This is a genomic window from Niveibacterium microcysteis, assembly GCF_017161445.1.
Classification (GTDB): domain Bacteria; phylum Pseudomonadota; class Gammaproteobacteria; order Burkholderiales; family Rhodocyclaceae; genus Niveibacterium; species Niveibacterium microcysteis.
In genome coordinates this window covers 644335-658401 of record NZ_CP071060.1, presented here as the reverse complement: position 1 = coordinate 658401, position 14067 = coordinate 644335, and the positions used below count along the sequence as shown (strand labels likewise).

The window sequence follows — 14067 nt, the reverse complement described above, 5'->3', positions numbered from 1 at the left end:
TTTCGCCGCCCCACGCTTGAGCATGGGCCCGCGAAATGCGCGCTCAGGTCTTGGGTTTCGGTTTGGTATTCACGGCCGCCGTGGCACGCTCCCACTCACCAGCCTGCATTTTTGGCCAGGCATCAAGCGCACGGCCGATCGATTCGTCGATGAGGGTCTGCTCATCACGCGACGGCCGGTGGAGCACAAAGTTCGCCACCTGATTGCGGTCGCCCGGGTGGCCGATGCCAATCCGCAGGCGCCAGAAGTCCGGCGTACCGAGATGCGCCTGGATATCCTTGAGGCCGTTGTGACCGCCATTTCCACCGCCGCACTTGAGCTTCAATTGCCCCGGCAGGATGTCGAGCTCATCATGCACAACGAGAATCTCGTTGGGCTGGATTCGATAGAAACGCGCCAGTGCGCCAACCGCCTGCCCGGAACGGTTCATGTAGGTCTGCGGCAGCAGGATCCACATGCCGGCCGCGCGGGCATTGCCCACGACACCGTGGAAGCGCGACTCATGCGACAGCGACACACCGAGTTCGCGCGAGAGCAGCTCACAAAACCAAAACCCGGCGTTGTGCCGGGTTTCGACATACTCGGGCCCCGGATTGCCGAGGCCGACCACCAGTTTCGGCGCGACTTGCGTCATGCGTCTCCAGTCTCCGGCCTCGACTACGGGTTGGCCTCGCTCAGGCTCAGGCCTGGGCTTCGCCTTCGGCCGCTTCGCTGCCGCCCTTGGTCTTCATGATGGTCGCGACGACCGGGTCACCGTGGGTGACAGCCTTCACGCCTTCCGGCAGCTTCAGGCCCGACACATGGATCGAAGCGCCCGAGGCGAGATCCTTCAGGTCGACTTCGATGAAGGCCGGCAGGTTGCCCGGCAGGCACTCGACGTCCACTTCGTTCATCACGTGCGACACGATGCCGCCTTCGAGCTTGACGCCCGGGGCGATGTCAGCGTTGACGAAGTGCAGCGGCACCTTGGTGTGCATCTTGTGGGTGGCATCCACGCGCTGGAAATCCACGTGCAGGATCTGCTGCTTGTAAGCGTGCCACTGGGTGTCACGCACCACTGCGGTTTCCTTGGCGCCTTCGACTTCGATCGTCAGCACGGAAGCGTGGAAAGCTTCTTTGCGCATGGCGTGGAACAGATCGTTGTGATCCATCGTGATCTGAACCGGGGCCTTGTCGCCACCGTAGATGATGCCGATTGCCTTGCCAGCGCGACGCAGGCGGCGGCTCGCACCCGTACCTTGTTCGACGCGCTTTTCAGCCTTGATAACGAATTGCATGGTGATACTCCGTTTGCCTCGTCCGCGACCAGACGATGGCGGGTTAAAGACATGGGGCGCGGTCACCCGCACCCCATGTCCGGAAAACTGATTACTCGTCGGTGAACAGCGAGCTGACCGACTGCTGGTTGTTGATCCGCATGATCGTATCGGCCAACAACGAGCCGATCGAGATCTGGCGGATACGGTTGCAGCCGCGTGCATCTTCACGCAGCGGAATCGTATCCGTAACGACCAACTCGTCCAGATCAGATTCGGAAATCCGGCTCACCGCCGCGCCCGACAGCACCGGGTGCGTGATGTACGCGAGCACCTTCTTCGCGCCATTTTCCTTGAGCGCCTGGGCTGCCTTGCATAGCGTGCCGGCGGTGTCGACGATGTCGTCGACGATCACGCAGGTACGGCCCTTGACGTCACCGATGATGTTCATCACTTCGGAAACGTTGGCTTTCGGACGACGCTTGTCGATGATCGCCAGATCGCACTCGAGTTTCTTGGCGTAGGCACGCGCACGCACCACACCGCCAACGTCGGGCGAGACAACCATCAGGTCGTCACCACGATGACGCGCGAGGTCGTCGAGCAGCACCGGGGTCGAGTAGATATTGTCGACCGGAATATCGAAGAAGCCCTGGATCTGGTCGGCATGCAGATCGACCGTCAGCACGCGCTGCACACCCGAAGCCTGCAGCATGTTGGCGATGACCTTGGCGGTAATCGGAACACGGGCGCTGCGCGGACGACGATCCTGGCGGGCATAGCCGAAGTACGGAATCGCAGCAGTGATACGGCCGGCCGACGCGCGTTTGAGCGCATCGGTCATGACCAGCAGTTCCATCAGGTTGTCGTTGGTCGGATAGCACGTCGACTGCAGCATGAACACGTCCTTGCCGCGGACGTTTTCGAGCAATTCGACATTAACTTCACCGTCGGAGAACCGACCCACGGTGGCCGCGCCGATCGACATACCAAGGCGCTTGACCACATCAGACGCCAGCTTCGGATTGGCGTTACCCGTAAAGACCATCAGGCTGCCGAAAGCCATGACCGACCCCTATGCGTTGGAGATTTCAGCACCCGAAGCGCACAGCGCGCACCGGATCAACCGCTCTCCGCCGGTTCCGGGAACCGACAGAAAAACAGCGGGCAGGCCTAGGCCTGCCCGCTGTGTTTGGCTGGGGAAGAAGGATTCGAACCTTCGAATGCCGGAATCAAAATCCGGTGCCTTGACCAACTTGGCGACTCCCCAAGAAACCTTTACTGCTGCTCTACCGCGCCGGACCCGCCCAATCGTGCAACGGATGCCAGTCCAGCCCCCGCGCCGACCACGCCACCACTTCGGCGGGCAGCTTTGCGAGCACTGCCTGCGCTTCGGCCTCGCTCTCGCAAGGCAGGAACACACAGGCGCCAGAACCGCTCATTCTGGCATCTCCCATCGCGCCGAGCATTTCAACCGCTTGAGCAACCGCAGGGTAGCGGCGGCATACGACTGGCTGAAGATCGTTCCGCGTTGGTGATCCCGGAAAGCTCGCAATTATGGTGGGTTCTGTATTTCTTGTCAAATCCTCGGCGGAAAAAATTTCAGCGGTTGGCACCTGAACGCCGGGCTCGACCACAACATACCAAGCCGGCGCCAGGTCGAGCGGCTGCATCCGTTCGCCCACACCTTCGACAAACGCGCTGCGGCCAAAGATGAAAAACGGCACATCCGCGCCGAGTTCAAGCCCCCAGGTCTGCAAGGTTTCGCGCTCGGCATTGACGCCCCACAGCACATTGAGCGCAAGCAGGATCGACGCGGCATCCGAACTGCCGCCACCGAGCCCGCCGCCCATCGGCAGACGCTTCTCGACCTCGATATCCACGCCGAGTGCGACGCCCGCTTTCTGCTGAAGCAGGCGCGCCGCGCGTACGACCAGATCCTGCTCGGGAGGGACGCCAGCGAGTTCGGACAGGCGATTGATCTTGCCGTCATCGCGAACCGTCAGGGTGATCCAGTCACTGCGGTCGAGCAGGCGGAAGGCGCTCTGCAGCAGGTGATAGCCGTCGGCGCGACGGCCAACCACGTGCAGAAACAGATTGATCTTCGCCGGCGCCGGCACTCGCGCGACACGGCCGCGCACATCCACACCACTCATTCCACGACTCCGTGCAACCACGATTCGATCTTGACGCGCACCACCACATCTCCTTGCCTGGCTTCGATCAGGCTCGGGCCGGCGACGGATTCCACCGCGCCGTAGCCGGAATAACTCAAGAGCCAGCCGCTATCGCGCATCGACACGATACGCGCGTCGGAATCCCGCTCGATCGCGACAGCGCTGGCGCCCGGCTCGGCACGCAGCCAGCCGGAGAACTGGCGCAGCGGCAGCGGCACACCGATCACCTGCTCGGCAAGCGCGACATCATCCGCAGCCTCGAAGGCACGCCCATCGCCGAGCTGAACATGCGCGCGTTGCGGATCGAGCTGCAGCTCTGCGACCGTCTGCCCCAGCGGCGTTTCAAGACGCACCGTGTCGCGCATGCCAAGGTGCGTCCAGTTCAGACGCAGTACGTCGGCGCGGCTGGCCTGCCTGACCAGCACGCGGCCGCTCAGCGAATAGTCGCCTGCGCGAAGCGGCGCCTGCTGCGGCGCCGTGGCACAAGCATTGAGAAGCGCCGCCGCGACCAGACCCAACGCGGCGGCGATGCGACGCCCGAAGCTCATGGTGTGAAACGTTTGATGACCTTCGCGAGTTCCTCATTCTGAGGATGCGCGGCAAGGGCGTCCTGCCAGGTCTTACGGGCGTCGTCCTGGCGCCCCATCATCCACAGCACCTCGCCAATATGCGCGGCAATCTCCGGATCCGGCCGCACCTCGAACGCCCGCTTCAGATGCTCATAAGCGGATTCCAGATTGCCGCTTCGATACAGCACCCAGCCCATCGAATCGAGGATGAACGCATCGTCCGGCGCCAGCTCAAGCGCCTTGCGGATCAGTGTATTGGCCTCTGCAAGACGGATGTTGCGATCCGCAAATGAATAGCCGAGCGCATTGTAGGACTGCGCCTCGTCGGGCTTGAGCTTGATCAGGCGGCGCAAATCGCGCTCCATTTCGTCATACTTGCCCAGGCGTTCGGCCAGCAACGCGCGGTCGTAGATCAGCTCGGTCTGGTCAGGCTGCTTGCGAATCGCGGCATCGAGCAGCGCATAGGCCTCGGCCGCGCGATCGAGTTCCCGCAGGATCTGCGCTTCGGCAAGCAGGAAGGTGTTTGCTTCCTTCGGCTCGGCAGCGCGCAGGCGCGCGAGTTCGCTGCGCGCCCCAGCCAGATCGCCGCCGCGAGCCTGCAAGAGGGCTGCGCGAATCCAGGCCGAGTTGCGCTGCGCACCGCCGGTGATCGCGCGATACGACAGAATCGCCTCGGGAATCCGCTTCTGCTCCTCCTGAATCTGGGCAATCTGCATCCGGACCGTATCCGGGTCGGGCTTGCCGAGCACCAGCAGGCGCTTGAATTCAGCCTCCGCCGCATTCGCGTCACCCGCCTGCAGCAACAGCAAGGCCCGGGTGTAGCCGATCTCGCCGTTGTCCGGCGCCAGCGTCACCAGCTTGTCGAACTCCACCCGCGCCGCGTCGTACTGCCGATCAGCGGCCAGCAAACGGGCATAGGCATGCTGGATATCAACCGACTGCGGCTGCTTGCTGCGGAAGGCGGCGAGGAAGGCGATCGCGTCCTTGGTTCGCCCCTGTTGCTGCTGCAGTTGCGCCTTGAGCAGCGCCGCCGGCTCCCAATCGCTCTTGCGCACCAGCGCAGCGTCGAGCGAGGCCAGCGCAGCATCGGCATCGCCTGCATTGAACGCCGCATGCGCACGCGCGAAGTTAGCCTCGGGCAACTTCAGATAGGGCTCCGTGAGCCGATCCACGCTGCGCCGAACCTCGGCCTTGTCCGGGTAGCGTTGCAAGGTGCCATTCAGCGCCATCAGCAGTCCCGCCGGGCCCTCTGGGCTTTTTGCCAGAATGCGTGCGAGCTGCGGCTCCAATTCATCGAGCTGCCCCATGCCGCCGGCCAGCAAACCGGCGAGCATCTGCACCGCCTGCAGGTTATCCGGCTCCAACTTGTTCCACAGGCGTGCAGCCTCAAGGGCGTCCGGTACGCGGCGTGCGTAGAGGGCGATCTCTGCGGCGCGATGGGCGATGCGCGCATCCTGCGTTTTTCGCGCCAGGTCCAGATAGCCTTGCGACGCCAGCTCCAGATTGCCGCGCGCGCCAGCAATTTCCGCCAGCAGAAACTGGTACAGCACTTGTGGCGTCAGGGCGCTCGCCTGCTCTGCTGCGGGGCTCTGAGCAGGCGCCGACTGTGTCGCCGCGGGCTCGTCGGCACGCGCCACGAACACGCCGGCGCCAAGGCACAGCCCGAGCACGAGGCGCGAAACGGTTTTCAGCAACGGGCGCGGCGACATGGCGGAAACTCCAATCCGGGTAGGCGTCATCTGGGACAGTCGGAAGTAACATGCGTTCGTCCGATGTTATCAGCTTGCCGTGATACCCCTCGATGCCCGAACTGCCTGAAGTTGAAACCACTTGTCGCGGCATCGCGCCGCATGTCGAGGGCCGCACCGTCACCGCGGTGGCTGTGCGCGAGGCACGCATGCGTCGCCCGGTCCCGCCCGAACTGGCTGCCGAGTTACCGGGGCAGACGATCGCATCGGTCACCCGCCGCGGGAAATACCTGTTGCTGAGCGCCCCGGCGGGCACCGTGCTGATTCACCTCGGCATGTCGGGCAGCCTGCGGGTGGTGCCGCCCGATGCGCCGCTGCGCAAGCACGACCATGTCGACATCGTGTTCGGCGCGCACGCGCTGCGCTATCACGACCCACGACGATTCGGCGTGATCGACTGGTGGGTCGCGCCGATCGACACGCACCCACTGATTGCACCGCTTGGCATTGAGCCGCTCTCCAGCGCCTTCAGCGGCCCCTGGCTGTATCGAGCTACGCGAGGGCGGCGCAGCGCGATCAAACTCTTCCTAATGGATGCCCATACGCTGGTCGGCGTCGGCAACATCTACGCATCCGAAAGCCTGATTCGCGCTGGCATCCGGCCCAGTACGCCGGCCGGGCGAATCTCCGCTGCGCGCTGCGAGCGACTGGTGGAGGCCGTCAAGGACACCCTGCGCGCGGCGATCCAGGCCGGCGGTTCGACGCTGCGCGATTTCGTTGGCAGCGACGGCGAGCCCGGCTATTTTCAACAGGAAGCCTTCGTCTACGGGCGTGCAGGCTTGCCCTGCCGGCAATGCGGAACGCCGATCCGGCAGCAAGTGATGGGCCAGCGCAGCACCTTCTGGTGCCCGGTGTGCCAGCACTGAATTAGCGCGCACGCGAGCACCCGCGCAGCCGATTACCGTTCGTCGGCCGCGGCCCGCCCAGCCGGACTGAATTTCGTTATGCTTGAGGAATTCGTCAAAATCCAGGCGCTGATCGTCGGCGCGGGCCGCTGGCGGCTGATCTCCACCCCCGGGAGCGGGTATGAACCTGACTGACAGTTTCTCCGAGTTTTCAGAGTGGCGCGACAGCGTCGGCCAGTCCATTTCGCAGCTGAAAACCTGGCTCACCCGCAACGAGGTCGGCGACGCCCAGACCGACTTGCGCCTGCGCTACCTGCTCGAGCGCCTGCGCGACGAGAAGCTCACCGTCGCTTTCGTCGCCGAGTTCTCGCGCGGCAAGTCCGAGCTCATCAACGCAGTGTTCTTCGCCGACTACGGCGACCGCATCCTGCCCTCCTCCGCCGGCCGCACCACCATGTGCCCGACCGAGTTGCAGTGGGAAAACGGCCAGTCGCCGTCGATCCGCCTGCTGCCGATCGAAACGCGCGGACGCGGCGCCAGCGTTCAGGAATTCAAACGCCACCCGGAAGAATGGATCACGGTCCCGATCGATGTTGAATCGACCGAGAGCATGCAGCGCGCCATGGCACGCGTTGGCGAGACCAAGCGCGTCGCGCCGGACGAGGCGGAGCGCCTCGGCTTCGCGGTGGATCCGAGCGGCAAGAAGGGCACGCGGGTCGAAGAAGATGGCAAGGTCGAGATTGCGGCTTGGCGCCATGCGCTGATCCAGTTCCCGCACCCGTTGCTGAAGCAAGGTCTCGTCGTGGTCGACACCCCGGGCCTGAACGCGATTGGCTCCGAACCCGAGCTGACGCTTTCGCTGCTGCCCAACGCGCACGCGGTGCTGTTCATTCTTGCCGTGGATACCGGCGTCACGCAGAGCGATCTGGCCGTCTGGCAAGAACACATCGTTGCCGGCAAGGCGCAGCAGCGCGGCCGCGTGGTGGTGCTCAACAAGATCGACAGCCTGTGGGACGGCATCCGCTCCGAATCGCAGATCGACAACGAGATCCGCGGCCAGGTCACCAGCGTGGCGCGCACACTGTCGGTACCGGAGAACCAGGTATTCCCGGTTTCGGCCCAGAAGGCGCTGCTCGCCAAGGTGACGCGCGACCCGGACCTGCTCGACCGCAGCCGCGTCGAAACACTTGAGAGCGCGCTGACCAGCGAGCTGCTGCCGACGCGCCAAGAGATCGTGCGCGACAACGCGCGCGGCGAAACCGGCGAGATCATCCGCCGCACCCGCGAGCTTTTGAATGCGCGTTTGCGCGGCGTTCAGGAGCAGGTGCGCGAACTCTCCGAGTTGCGCGGCAAGAACCGCAGCGTCATCGAGTACATGATGCGCAAGGTACGCGCCGAGAAGACCGAGTTCGAACAAGGCCTGCAGAAGTACCACGCAACGCGCAGCGTGTTCACCAGCCTGTCGAACAACCTCTACGCACACCTTGGCCTCGACGCCCTTCGCCACGAGACCCGGCGCACGCGTGAAGCGATGCTGGATGCGAACTTCTCGCGCGGGCTGCGCGAGGCGATGGAGAGCTTCTTCGATCAGCTGCGCGGCAACCTGCGCAAGTCTTCGGACGAGGTCGGCGAGATCCAGCGCATGCTCGACACGATGTACAAGAAGTTCGCCATCGAGCACGGCCTCAAGCTCGCCGCGCCGTCGAGCTTCTCGACGCTGCGCTACGAGAAGGAAATCGAGCGCCTGCGCGCCGCCTTCAACCAGCAGCTCAACACCGTCGGCGCGATGGTGCTGCACCGCAAAGGCACGGTCACGCAACGCTTCTTCGACACGATTGCGCTGGAAGCCCGCCGCACCTTCGAAATGGCCAACCGCGACGTTGACCAATGGCTGCGCGCGGTGATGAGCCCGCTCGAAACACAGGTGCGCGAGTATCAGATCCAGCTCAAGCGCCGGCTTGAAAGCGTCAAGCGCATCCACGAGGCCACCGGCACGCTGGAAGAGCGCATCGCGGAGCTCGATCAGGCCGAGCGCGGGTTGCTGCAGCAGATGGCCGAGCTGACCCGCCTGGAGCGCGGCATCGCCGCCGCAATTGGCATCACCGGCGATCTGGCCGAAGCCGAGGCTCCCGCCCGCGCCGCCTGATCAGTGCGGTAGCCGGAAACGCAAACGGGCGGCCAAGGCCGCCCGTTTCTATTGCTGCACCGGCGCTTACTTCTGCGCGGTCAACTTGAGGAATTTGTCCATCAGCTGATCCTTGGTCTCAACGCGTTCCGGATTCAGCGGGATGCAGTCGACCGGGCAGACCTGCTGGCACTGCGGCTCGTCGTAGTGACCGACGCACTCGGTGCACTTGTTCGGGTCGATTTCATAAATTTCGGCACCTTGCGAAATCGCGTTGTTCGGGCACTCGGGCTCGCACACGTCGCAGTTGATGCATTCGTCAGTGATCATCAAAGCCATGGCTTCTTACCTCTTCCTTACCCTCGCAGGGCGCTAATCTTCTCTCTCAACCGCGCCTGCACGGCCGGTTGCACGAACTGACTCACATCGCCGCCGAGCAGTGCGATCTCGCGCACCATCGTCGCCGACAGGAACATGAACTCATCGGCCGGTGTCAGGAACACGTATTCGACCTCGGGATACAGCCGGCGGTTCATCCCGGCCATCTGGAACTCGTATTCGAAGTCCGACACGGCACGCAGGCCGCGCAGCACGATGCGCGCATCCTGCTTCTTCAGGAAATCCAGCAGCAGGCCGGAAAACCCGTCGACCTCGACGTTCGGATAGCCGCTGAGCACCTCGCGCGCGATCTGGACCCGCTCGTCCAGTTCGAAGATCGGCCGCTTGCCGCGGCTGTCTGCGACCGCGACGATGACCTTCTCGAACATGCGCGAAGCGCGCCGCACGAGGTCTTCATGACCGCGCGTCAGCGGATCGAACGTTCCCGGATAAACCGCTACGCGTTCCCTCATGCGTCGCCTCGTTGCAGTAGTTGATAGTGAACTTGTCCGGCCTTGCCGGCCTTGACGGCACGCAAGCCACCCAGGGTTTCGACCGGCGATTCCGCTTCGACGTACACAAAGCCGTCATCGGCCAACATCCGTTCGAGCTTCGGCGCGAGCCGCTCCAGCCACTGCTGGCGGAACGGTGGATCAAGGAAGATCAGATCGAAGCGGCGTGGTGTTGTGTCGACCAACCTCAGCGCGTCGCCACGTTGGCATACCAAGGCCTCGCCCCCAAGCAGGCGGGCGTTTTGCTGCAGGACAGCATACGCAGCCGGGTCGCGCTCAACAAGCAGCACATGGGCAGCACCGCGCGAAGCCGCCTCGAAGCCGAGCGCCCCGCTCCCGGCGAACAGATCCAGGCACGACCAGCCATCGAGATCCTGCCCCAGCCAGTTGAACAAGGTTTCGCGCACCCGGTCGGGCGTTGGTCGCAGCCCCGGCACATCCGCCACCTGCAGGCGGCGCGAACGCCATTGGCCGCCCACGATGCGCAATTGGCTCATCGGGCAGCTCCGGACACCGCAAACTCAGGATGGATGGGGGGCATCTGCTAGACTTCTGGGTCGAATTTTCCTGCCGGCGCAGCCTCTGCAGGCTACTGCGGGCGCAGCATATTAGCGGCACACGGGCTTGCGCGCCACTCGCGCACCCGGCATCCACGGAAGCTCCCATGTTCGATTTCTTCAAGAAGAAACCCGCCGACAGCGCTGCGCCGCAGCCAAGCCCTGCCGCGCCAGCGCCCGCAACGGCCCCGGAAGTGGCGCCGGTTGAAGCCGCGCCGATTGCTTCAACGGTAACCGCCCCGGCCGCTGCGCCAGAGACGAACAGCGCGCCGGCGGACGCACGCTCTTGGGCCGCGCGCCTGCGCGACGGCCTGTCGAAGACCCGCGCGAAGCTGAACGCCGCGGTCGGCCCGACACTGGGCGCCGACGTCGGCGACGTGATGTCGGACCTGTTCTCACGGCGCAAGATCGACGACGAACTGCTCGACGAGATCGAGACCACCCTGCTCACGGCCGACTGCGGTGTCGACGCGACGCAGTACCTGATCGACGAAATGCGCAAGCGCTGGAAGCGCGACAAGCTCGAAACCGGCGAGCAGCTCAAGGGCGTACTGATGGAACTGCTCGAAGGCCTGCTGACGCCGCTGCAGCAGCCGCTCGACATCCACACCCACAAGCCGACGATCATCATGCTGGCCGGCGTGAATGGCTCCGGCAAGACCACATCGATCGGGAAACTGGCCAAGCGCTTCCAGGCCGAAGGCAAGAGCGTGTTGCTTGCGGCGGGCGACACCTTCCGCGCCGCCGCCCGAGAGCAACTGCAGGAATGGGGCCGCCGCAATGATGTGACGGTGATTTCGCAAGATGGCGGCGACCCGGCCGCCGTCGTGTTCGACGCCATCAACGCCGCACGCGCCCGCGGCATCGACATCGTGCTGGCCGACACCGCCGGCCGCCTGCCTACGCAACTGCACCTGATGGAAGAGATCGCCAAGGTGCGTCGCGTAATCCAGAAGGCGGACCCGACCGGGCCGCATGAAGTGTTGCTGGTGCTCGACTCCAACATCGGCCAGAACGCGCTGGCGCAACTGGCCGCCTTCGACAAGGCGGTTGGCGTCACCGGACTGGTCGTGACAAAGCTCGACGGCACCGCCAAGGGCGGCGTGCTCGCCGCCATCGCACGTACCAACCCGAAGCCGATCCGCTTCATCGGCGTGGGCGAGCGCATCGACGACATGCAGCCCTTCGTGGCGCGCGAATTCGTCGAGGCGCTGTTCGACGCCGCGCCTGCCAAGTAGCCGATCACAGCCAGGAGCGCGCCGCGTGATCCAGTTCGACAACGTTTCGAAGCGCTACCCCGGCGGGTACGAAGCGCTGATCGGCATCAACCTGCGCATCGAGCGCGGCGAGTTGGTCGTGCTGCGCGGCCACTCGGGCGCTGGCAAGAGCACCCTGCTGAAGCTGCTGCCGGTACTCGAGCGCCCCACCAGCGGCCGCGTGCTGATCAACGATCAGGACGTGAGTCGCTTGTCGGCCGGGGCGATTCCCTACCTGCGCCGCAGCCTCGGCCTCGTCACGCAAGACAGCCGCCTGCTCTACGACCGTAACGTGCTGGACAACGTGATGCTGCCGCTGATCCTCGCCGACATGCCGGTACGCGACGCCAAGGCGCGTGTCCGCGCGGCGCTGGAGCGCGTCGGCCTGGCACAGCATGAACGTTCGATGCCGATTTCGCTTTCGGGCGGCGAACAACAACGCGTCGCGATCGCGCGCGCGATCGTCAATCGCCCGACCATGCTGATCGCGGACGAACCAACCGCCAACCTCGATGCGGCCTATGCGCAGGACATCGCTGCGCTGTTCCGCGACTACAACGAAGCCGGCGTGACGATGATCATCGCGACCCACGACGAACGCCTGTTCGCCGATCGCGCGCCGCGCCGCATCGAACTCTCGAAGGGAAGGCTGGTGAGCGCATGACCCGCTGGTTCGCCCTCCACGGCATCGCGCTGACGCGCGCCGTCAAACGCCTCACCCATACCCCGCTCGGCACCCTGCTATCGGTGCTCGTGGTTGCCATCGCGCTGGTGCTGCCCGCCTTGGGCTATGTGCTTGCCGACAGCGTCGCCCGACTTGCACAAGGCCTGTCCGGCCAACCCGAGATCAGCCTCTTCATGGAAGTGGGCGCCGACAAGGCCAAGGTCGCCGCAGTCGAACGTGCGCTGCGCAGCGACAAAGGCGTCACCGGCCTGCGCTTCGTTCCGCGCGACGAAGCGCTCAAGCAGCTGGCAAGCGGCAGCGGCCTGGGCGACGTAACCCGCGCGCTCGGTGAGAATCCGTTGCCCGACGCCTTCATCATCACCCCGCACAGCGACGCACCCGCCGAGTTCACACGCCTCGCCGAGAGCTTCCGCAAACTGCCCGGCGTCGCGCATGTGCAACTCGACACCGAATGGGTGCAGCGGCTGGCAGCGTTGGTAAGCCTTGTGCACTCGGCGGTCGGTGCACTGGCCGGCCTGCTGGGCGCCGCGCTGGTCATCGTCACCTTCAACACCATCCGGCTGCAGATCCTGACGCAGCGGCACGAGATCGGCGTCAGCCTGCTGCTCGGCGCAACCCAACAATGGGTGCGCCGCCCCTTCCTGTGGTTCGGTGCGCTACAAGGCGCGCTCGGCGGCCTCGCCGCCTGGGGGCTGCTGCTCGGCATCCTGGCGCTGATGCAGGGGCCCGCCACCCGACTCGCGGAGTCCTACGGCATCCCGCTCGAACTCGGCGGTCCGGATCTCCTCGGCGTAACCGTGCTGATCGGTTTCGCAAGCCTGCTCGGCTGGCTCGGCGCCGCGCTGTCGGTTCGCCGGCATCTGCATGCGGCCGGTGAGCGCGGTGACGACTGAACCCGGCTGCACGGCCCCGAGGCTGCGAAATCGATAGCACGTAAAAAAGGCCGGGGTGCAAACGCCCGGCCTTTTTTGTTACTGCCTATAGCAGATCAGAACGGCCGTGCGCCGTAGGCCTTCTCGAACCGCGCCGCGATCTCATCGCGCGTCGGCGCGTAGTTCTGCGGGCCGCGAACTTCGATCTTGTAAGCGCCCATCACGCTTGCAAGCTGACACGCCTTCTCCAGCGACCAACCGTTGGATAGCCCGTACAGCAGCCCGCCGCGGTAGGCATCGCCGCAACCGGTGGGATCAGCGATCGCGGTGATCGGCACCACCGGTACGCGCGTCTCGCGCCCGTCAGCAAAGATGTCCGAACCTTCGCCGCCGCGCGTGACAACCAGCCCCTGTACCTTGGCCGCGATCTGCGGCAGCGTGAGACCGGTGCGCTCGCACAGCAGGTGTGCTTCGTAGTCGTTGACGGTGCACCAGGTCGCCCAGTCGAGGAACTGCAGGAAGTCCTCGCCCGAGAACAGCGGCATCGCCTGGCCCGGATCGAATACGAAGGGGATGCCCGCGGCGTGGAAGTCGCGTGCGTGCTGCAGCATGCCGTCTCGACCGTCCGGCCCGACGATGCCGAGCTTCACGCCGGCCGCATCCGCCACATGGTTCTGGTGCGAGAAGCTCATCGCGCCGGGGTGGAAGGCGGTGATCTGGTTGTCGTCCAGATCGGTGGTGATGAAGGCTTGCGCGGTGTAGCTGCCCGGCACCTCGCGCACATGCGTATCCGGAATCCCGAGGTCGGCCAGGCGCTTGCGGTACGGCGCGGCGTCCTCACCCGCCGTGGCCATGATCAGCGGCGCACCGCCGAGCAGCTTCAGCGCGTAGGCAATGTTGCCGGCGCAGCCGCCGAACTCGCGCCGCATGTCCGGCACGAGGAAGGAAACGTTCAGGATGTGGATCTGGTCGGGCAGGATGTGCTTCTTGAAGCGATCCTGGAACACCATGATCGTGTCGTAAGCAATCGATCCGCAGATAAGGACGGACATGGCGGCTCCAAACTTTGTAAAGCCGCGATTCTAAG

The 14067-nt window shown here is 64.8% G+C and carries 15 protein-coding genes and 1 tRNA gene; 5 read left to right on the top strand and 11 right to left on the bottom strand.

Annotated elements, in window-relative coordinates; all coding sequences use genetic code 11:
• Positions 1–43: 43 nt before the first annotated feature.
• The 7 genes from pth to JY500_RS03005 all read right to left on the bottom strand — a co-directional run bounded on the left by pth (position 44) and on the right by JY500_RS03005 (position 5711).
• On the bottom strand, positions 44–634 hold the full coding sequence (gene pth, locus JY500_RS03035) for an aminoacyl-tRNA hydrolase (RefSeq protein WP_206255033.1): 591 nt from the start codon (positions 632–634) through the stop codon (positions 44–46).
• Positions 635–680: 46 nt separating this feature from the next.
• Complete coding sequence (locus JY500_RS03030) at positions 681–1277, bottom strand: 50S ribosomal protein L25/general stress protein Ctc (protein WP_172200988.1); 597 nt, start codon at positions 1275–1277, stop codon at positions 681–683.
• A gap of 91 nt (positions 1278–1368) precedes the next feature.
• Positions 1369–2322: a ribose-phosphate pyrophosphokinase gene (locus JY500_RS03025; protein WP_172200991.1), complete on the bottom strand. Its 954-nt coding sequence runs from the start codon at positions 2320–2322 to the stop codon at positions 1369–1371.
• Between the two features lie 127 nt (positions 2323–2449).
• A tRNA-Gln gene (locus JY500_RS03020) sits at positions 2450–2526 on the bottom strand.
• 19 nt (positions 2527–2545) lie between these two features.
• Positions 2546–3412, bottom strand: a complete 867-nt coding sequence (gene ispE / locus JY500_RS03015; protein ID WP_206255032.1) for a 4-(cytidine 5'-diphospho)-2-C-methyl-D-erythritol kinase — start codon at positions 3410–3412, stop codon at positions 2546–2548.
• Positions 3409–3981 carry an outer membrane lipoprotein LolB gene (locus tag JY500_RS03010; RefSeq protein ID WP_206255031.1) on the bottom strand — a complete coding sequence of 191 codons (573 nt, stop codon included), beginning with the start codon at positions 3979–3981 and terminating at the stop codon, positions 3409–3411. The genes ispE and JY500_RS03010 overlap by 4 nt, the downstream gene beginning before the upstream one ends.
• Positions 3978–5711, bottom strand: coding sequence for a tetratricopeptide repeat protein (locus tag JY500_RS03005; protein WP_206255030.1), 1734 nt, complete (start codon positions 5709–5711; stop codon positions 3978–3980). The genes JY500_RS03010 and JY500_RS03005 overlap by 4 nt, the downstream gene beginning before the upstream one ends.
• Before the next feature lie 92 nt (positions 5712–5803).
• Here JY500_RS03005 and mutM point away from each other — a divergent pair, with 92 nt between their 5' ends.
• Positions 5804–6616 (top strand): bifunctional DNA-formamidopyrimidine glycosylase/DNA-(apurinic or apyrimidinic site) lyase, encoded by an 813-nt coding sequence (gene mutM / locus JY500_RS03000; protein WP_206255029.1) that lies wholly within the window; start codon positions 5804–5806, stop codon positions 6614–6616.
• A gap of 160 nt (positions 6617–6776) precedes the next feature.
• Positions 6777–8741 (top strand): dynamin family protein, encoded by a 1965-nt coding sequence (locus JY500_RS02995; protein ID WP_172201005.1) that lies wholly within the window; start codon positions 6777–6779, stop codon positions 8739–8741.
• 66 nt (positions 8742–8807) lie between these two features.
• On the opposite strand, the gene JY500_RS02990 is transcribed toward JY500_RS02995, so the two are convergent.
• The 3 genes from JY500_RS02990 to rsmD are packed head-to-tail and all read right to left on the bottom strand — an operon-like array spanning position 8808 to position 10107.
• The gene (locus tag JY500_RS02990; protein ID WP_172201007.1) at positions 8808–9059 is read right to left on the bottom strand and encodes a YfhL family 4Fe-4S dicluster ferredoxin; all 252 of its coding nucleotides are present in this window, start codon (positions 9057–9059) and stop codon (positions 8808–8810) included.
• 17 nt (positions 9060–9076) lie between these two features.
• A complete protein-coding gene (gene coaD, locus JY500_RS02985; RefSeq protein WP_172201009.1) occupies positions 9077–9571 on the bottom strand; it encodes a pantetheine-phosphate adenylyltransferase in 495 nt (164 codons plus the stop codon).
• Positions 9568–10107, bottom strand: a complete 540-nt coding sequence (rsmD, locus tag JY500_RS02980; RefSeq protein WP_172201011.1) for a 16S rRNA (guanine(966)-N(2))-methyltransferase RsmD — start codon at positions 10105–10107, stop codon at positions 9568–9570. Before rsmD ends, coaD begins: the two co-directional genes overlap by 4 nt.
• Before the next feature lie 167 nt (positions 10108–10274).
• On the opposite strand from rsmD, the gene ftsY reads away from it, so the two are divergent.
• The 3 genes from ftsY to ftsX are packed head-to-tail and all read left to right on the top strand — an operon-like array spanning position 10275 to position 13001.
• Positions 10275–11405 carry a signal recognition particle-docking protein FtsY gene (ftsY, locus tag JY500_RS02975; protein WP_206255028.1) on the top strand — a complete coding sequence of 377 codons (1131 nt, stop codon included), beginning with the start codon at positions 10275–10277 and terminating at the stop codon, positions 11403–11405.
• A 25-nt stretch (positions 11406–11430) separates the two neighbouring features.
• On the top strand, positions 11431–12087 hold the full coding sequence (locus JY500_RS02970; protein WP_172201016.1) for a cell division ATP-binding protein FtsE: 657 nt from the start codon (positions 11431–11433) through the stop codon (positions 12085–12087).
• Positions 12084–13001, top strand: a complete 918-nt coding sequence (gene ftsX / locus JY500_RS02965; protein WP_206255027.1) for a permease-like cell division protein FtsX — start codon at positions 12084–12086, stop codon at positions 12999–13001. The genes JY500_RS02970 and ftsX overlap by 4 nt, the downstream gene beginning before the upstream one ends.
• Positions 13002–13096: 95 nt before the next feature.
• On the opposite strand, the gene JY500_RS02960 is transcribed toward ftsX, so the two are convergent.
• Complete coding sequence (locus JY500_RS02960) at positions 13097–14032, bottom strand: carbohydrate kinase family protein (protein WP_172201022.1); 936 nt, start codon at positions 14030–14032, stop codon at positions 13097–13099.
• Positions 14033–14067: the final 35 nt, after the last annotated feature.

Excerpts from the sequence above, each read along its gene's own strand:
- pth (WP_206255033.1), bottom strand. The coding sequence starts at position 634 with ATGACGCAAGTCGCGCCGAAACTGGTGGTCGGCCTCGGCAATCCGGGG.
- JY500_RS03030 (WP_172200988.1), bottom strand. The coding sequence starts at position 1,277 with ATGCAATTCGTTATCAAGGCTGAAAAGCGCGTCGAACAAGGTACGGGT.
- JY500_RS03025 (WP_172200991.1), bottom strand. The coding sequence starts at position 2,322 with ATGGCTTTCGGCAGCCTGATGGTCTTTACGGGTAACGCCAATCCGAAG.
- ispE (WP_206255032.1), bottom strand. The coding sequence starts at position 3,412 with ATGAGTGGTGTGGATGTGCGCGGCCGTGTCGCGCGAGTGCCGGCGCCG.
- JY500_RS03010 (WP_206255031.1), bottom strand. The coding sequence starts at position 3,981 with ATGAGCTTCGGGCGTCGCATCGCCGCCGCGTTGGGTCTGGTCGCGGCG.
- JY500_RS03005 (WP_206255030.1), bottom strand. The coding sequence starts at position 5,711 with ATGTCGCCGCGCCCGTTGCTGAAAACCGTTTCGCGCCTCGTGCTCGGG.
- mutM (WP_206255029.1), top strand. The coding sequence starts at position 5,804 with ATGCCCGAACTGCCTGAAGTTGAAACCACTTGTCGCGGCATCGCGCCG.
- JY500_RS02995 (WP_172201005.1), top strand. The coding sequence starts at position 6,777 with ATGAACCTGACTGACAGTTTCTCCGAGTTTTCAGAGTGGCGCGACAGC.
- JY500_RS02990 (WP_172201007.1), bottom strand. The coding sequence starts at position 9,059 with ATGGCTTTGATGATCACTGACGAATGCATCAACTGCGACGTGTGCGAG.
- coaD (WP_172201009.1), bottom strand. The coding sequence starts at position 9,571 with ATGAGGGAACGCGTAGCGGTTTATCCGGGAACGTTCGATCCGCTGACG.
- rsmD (WP_172201011.1), bottom strand. The coding sequence starts at position 10,107 with ATGAGCCAATTGCGCATCGTGGGCGGCCAATGGCGTTCGCGCCGCCTG.
- ftsY (WP_206255028.1), top strand. The coding sequence starts at position 10,275 with ATGTTCGATTTCTTCAAGAAGAAACCCGCCGACAGCGCTGCGCCGCAG.
- ftsX (WP_206255027.1), top strand. The coding sequence starts at position 12,084 with ATGACCCGCTGGTTCGCCCTCCACGGCATCGCGCTGACGCGCGCCGTC.
- JY500_RS02960 (WP_172201022.1), bottom strand. The coding sequence starts at position 14,032 with ATGTCCGTCCTTATCTGCGGATCGATTGCTTACGACACGATCATGGTG.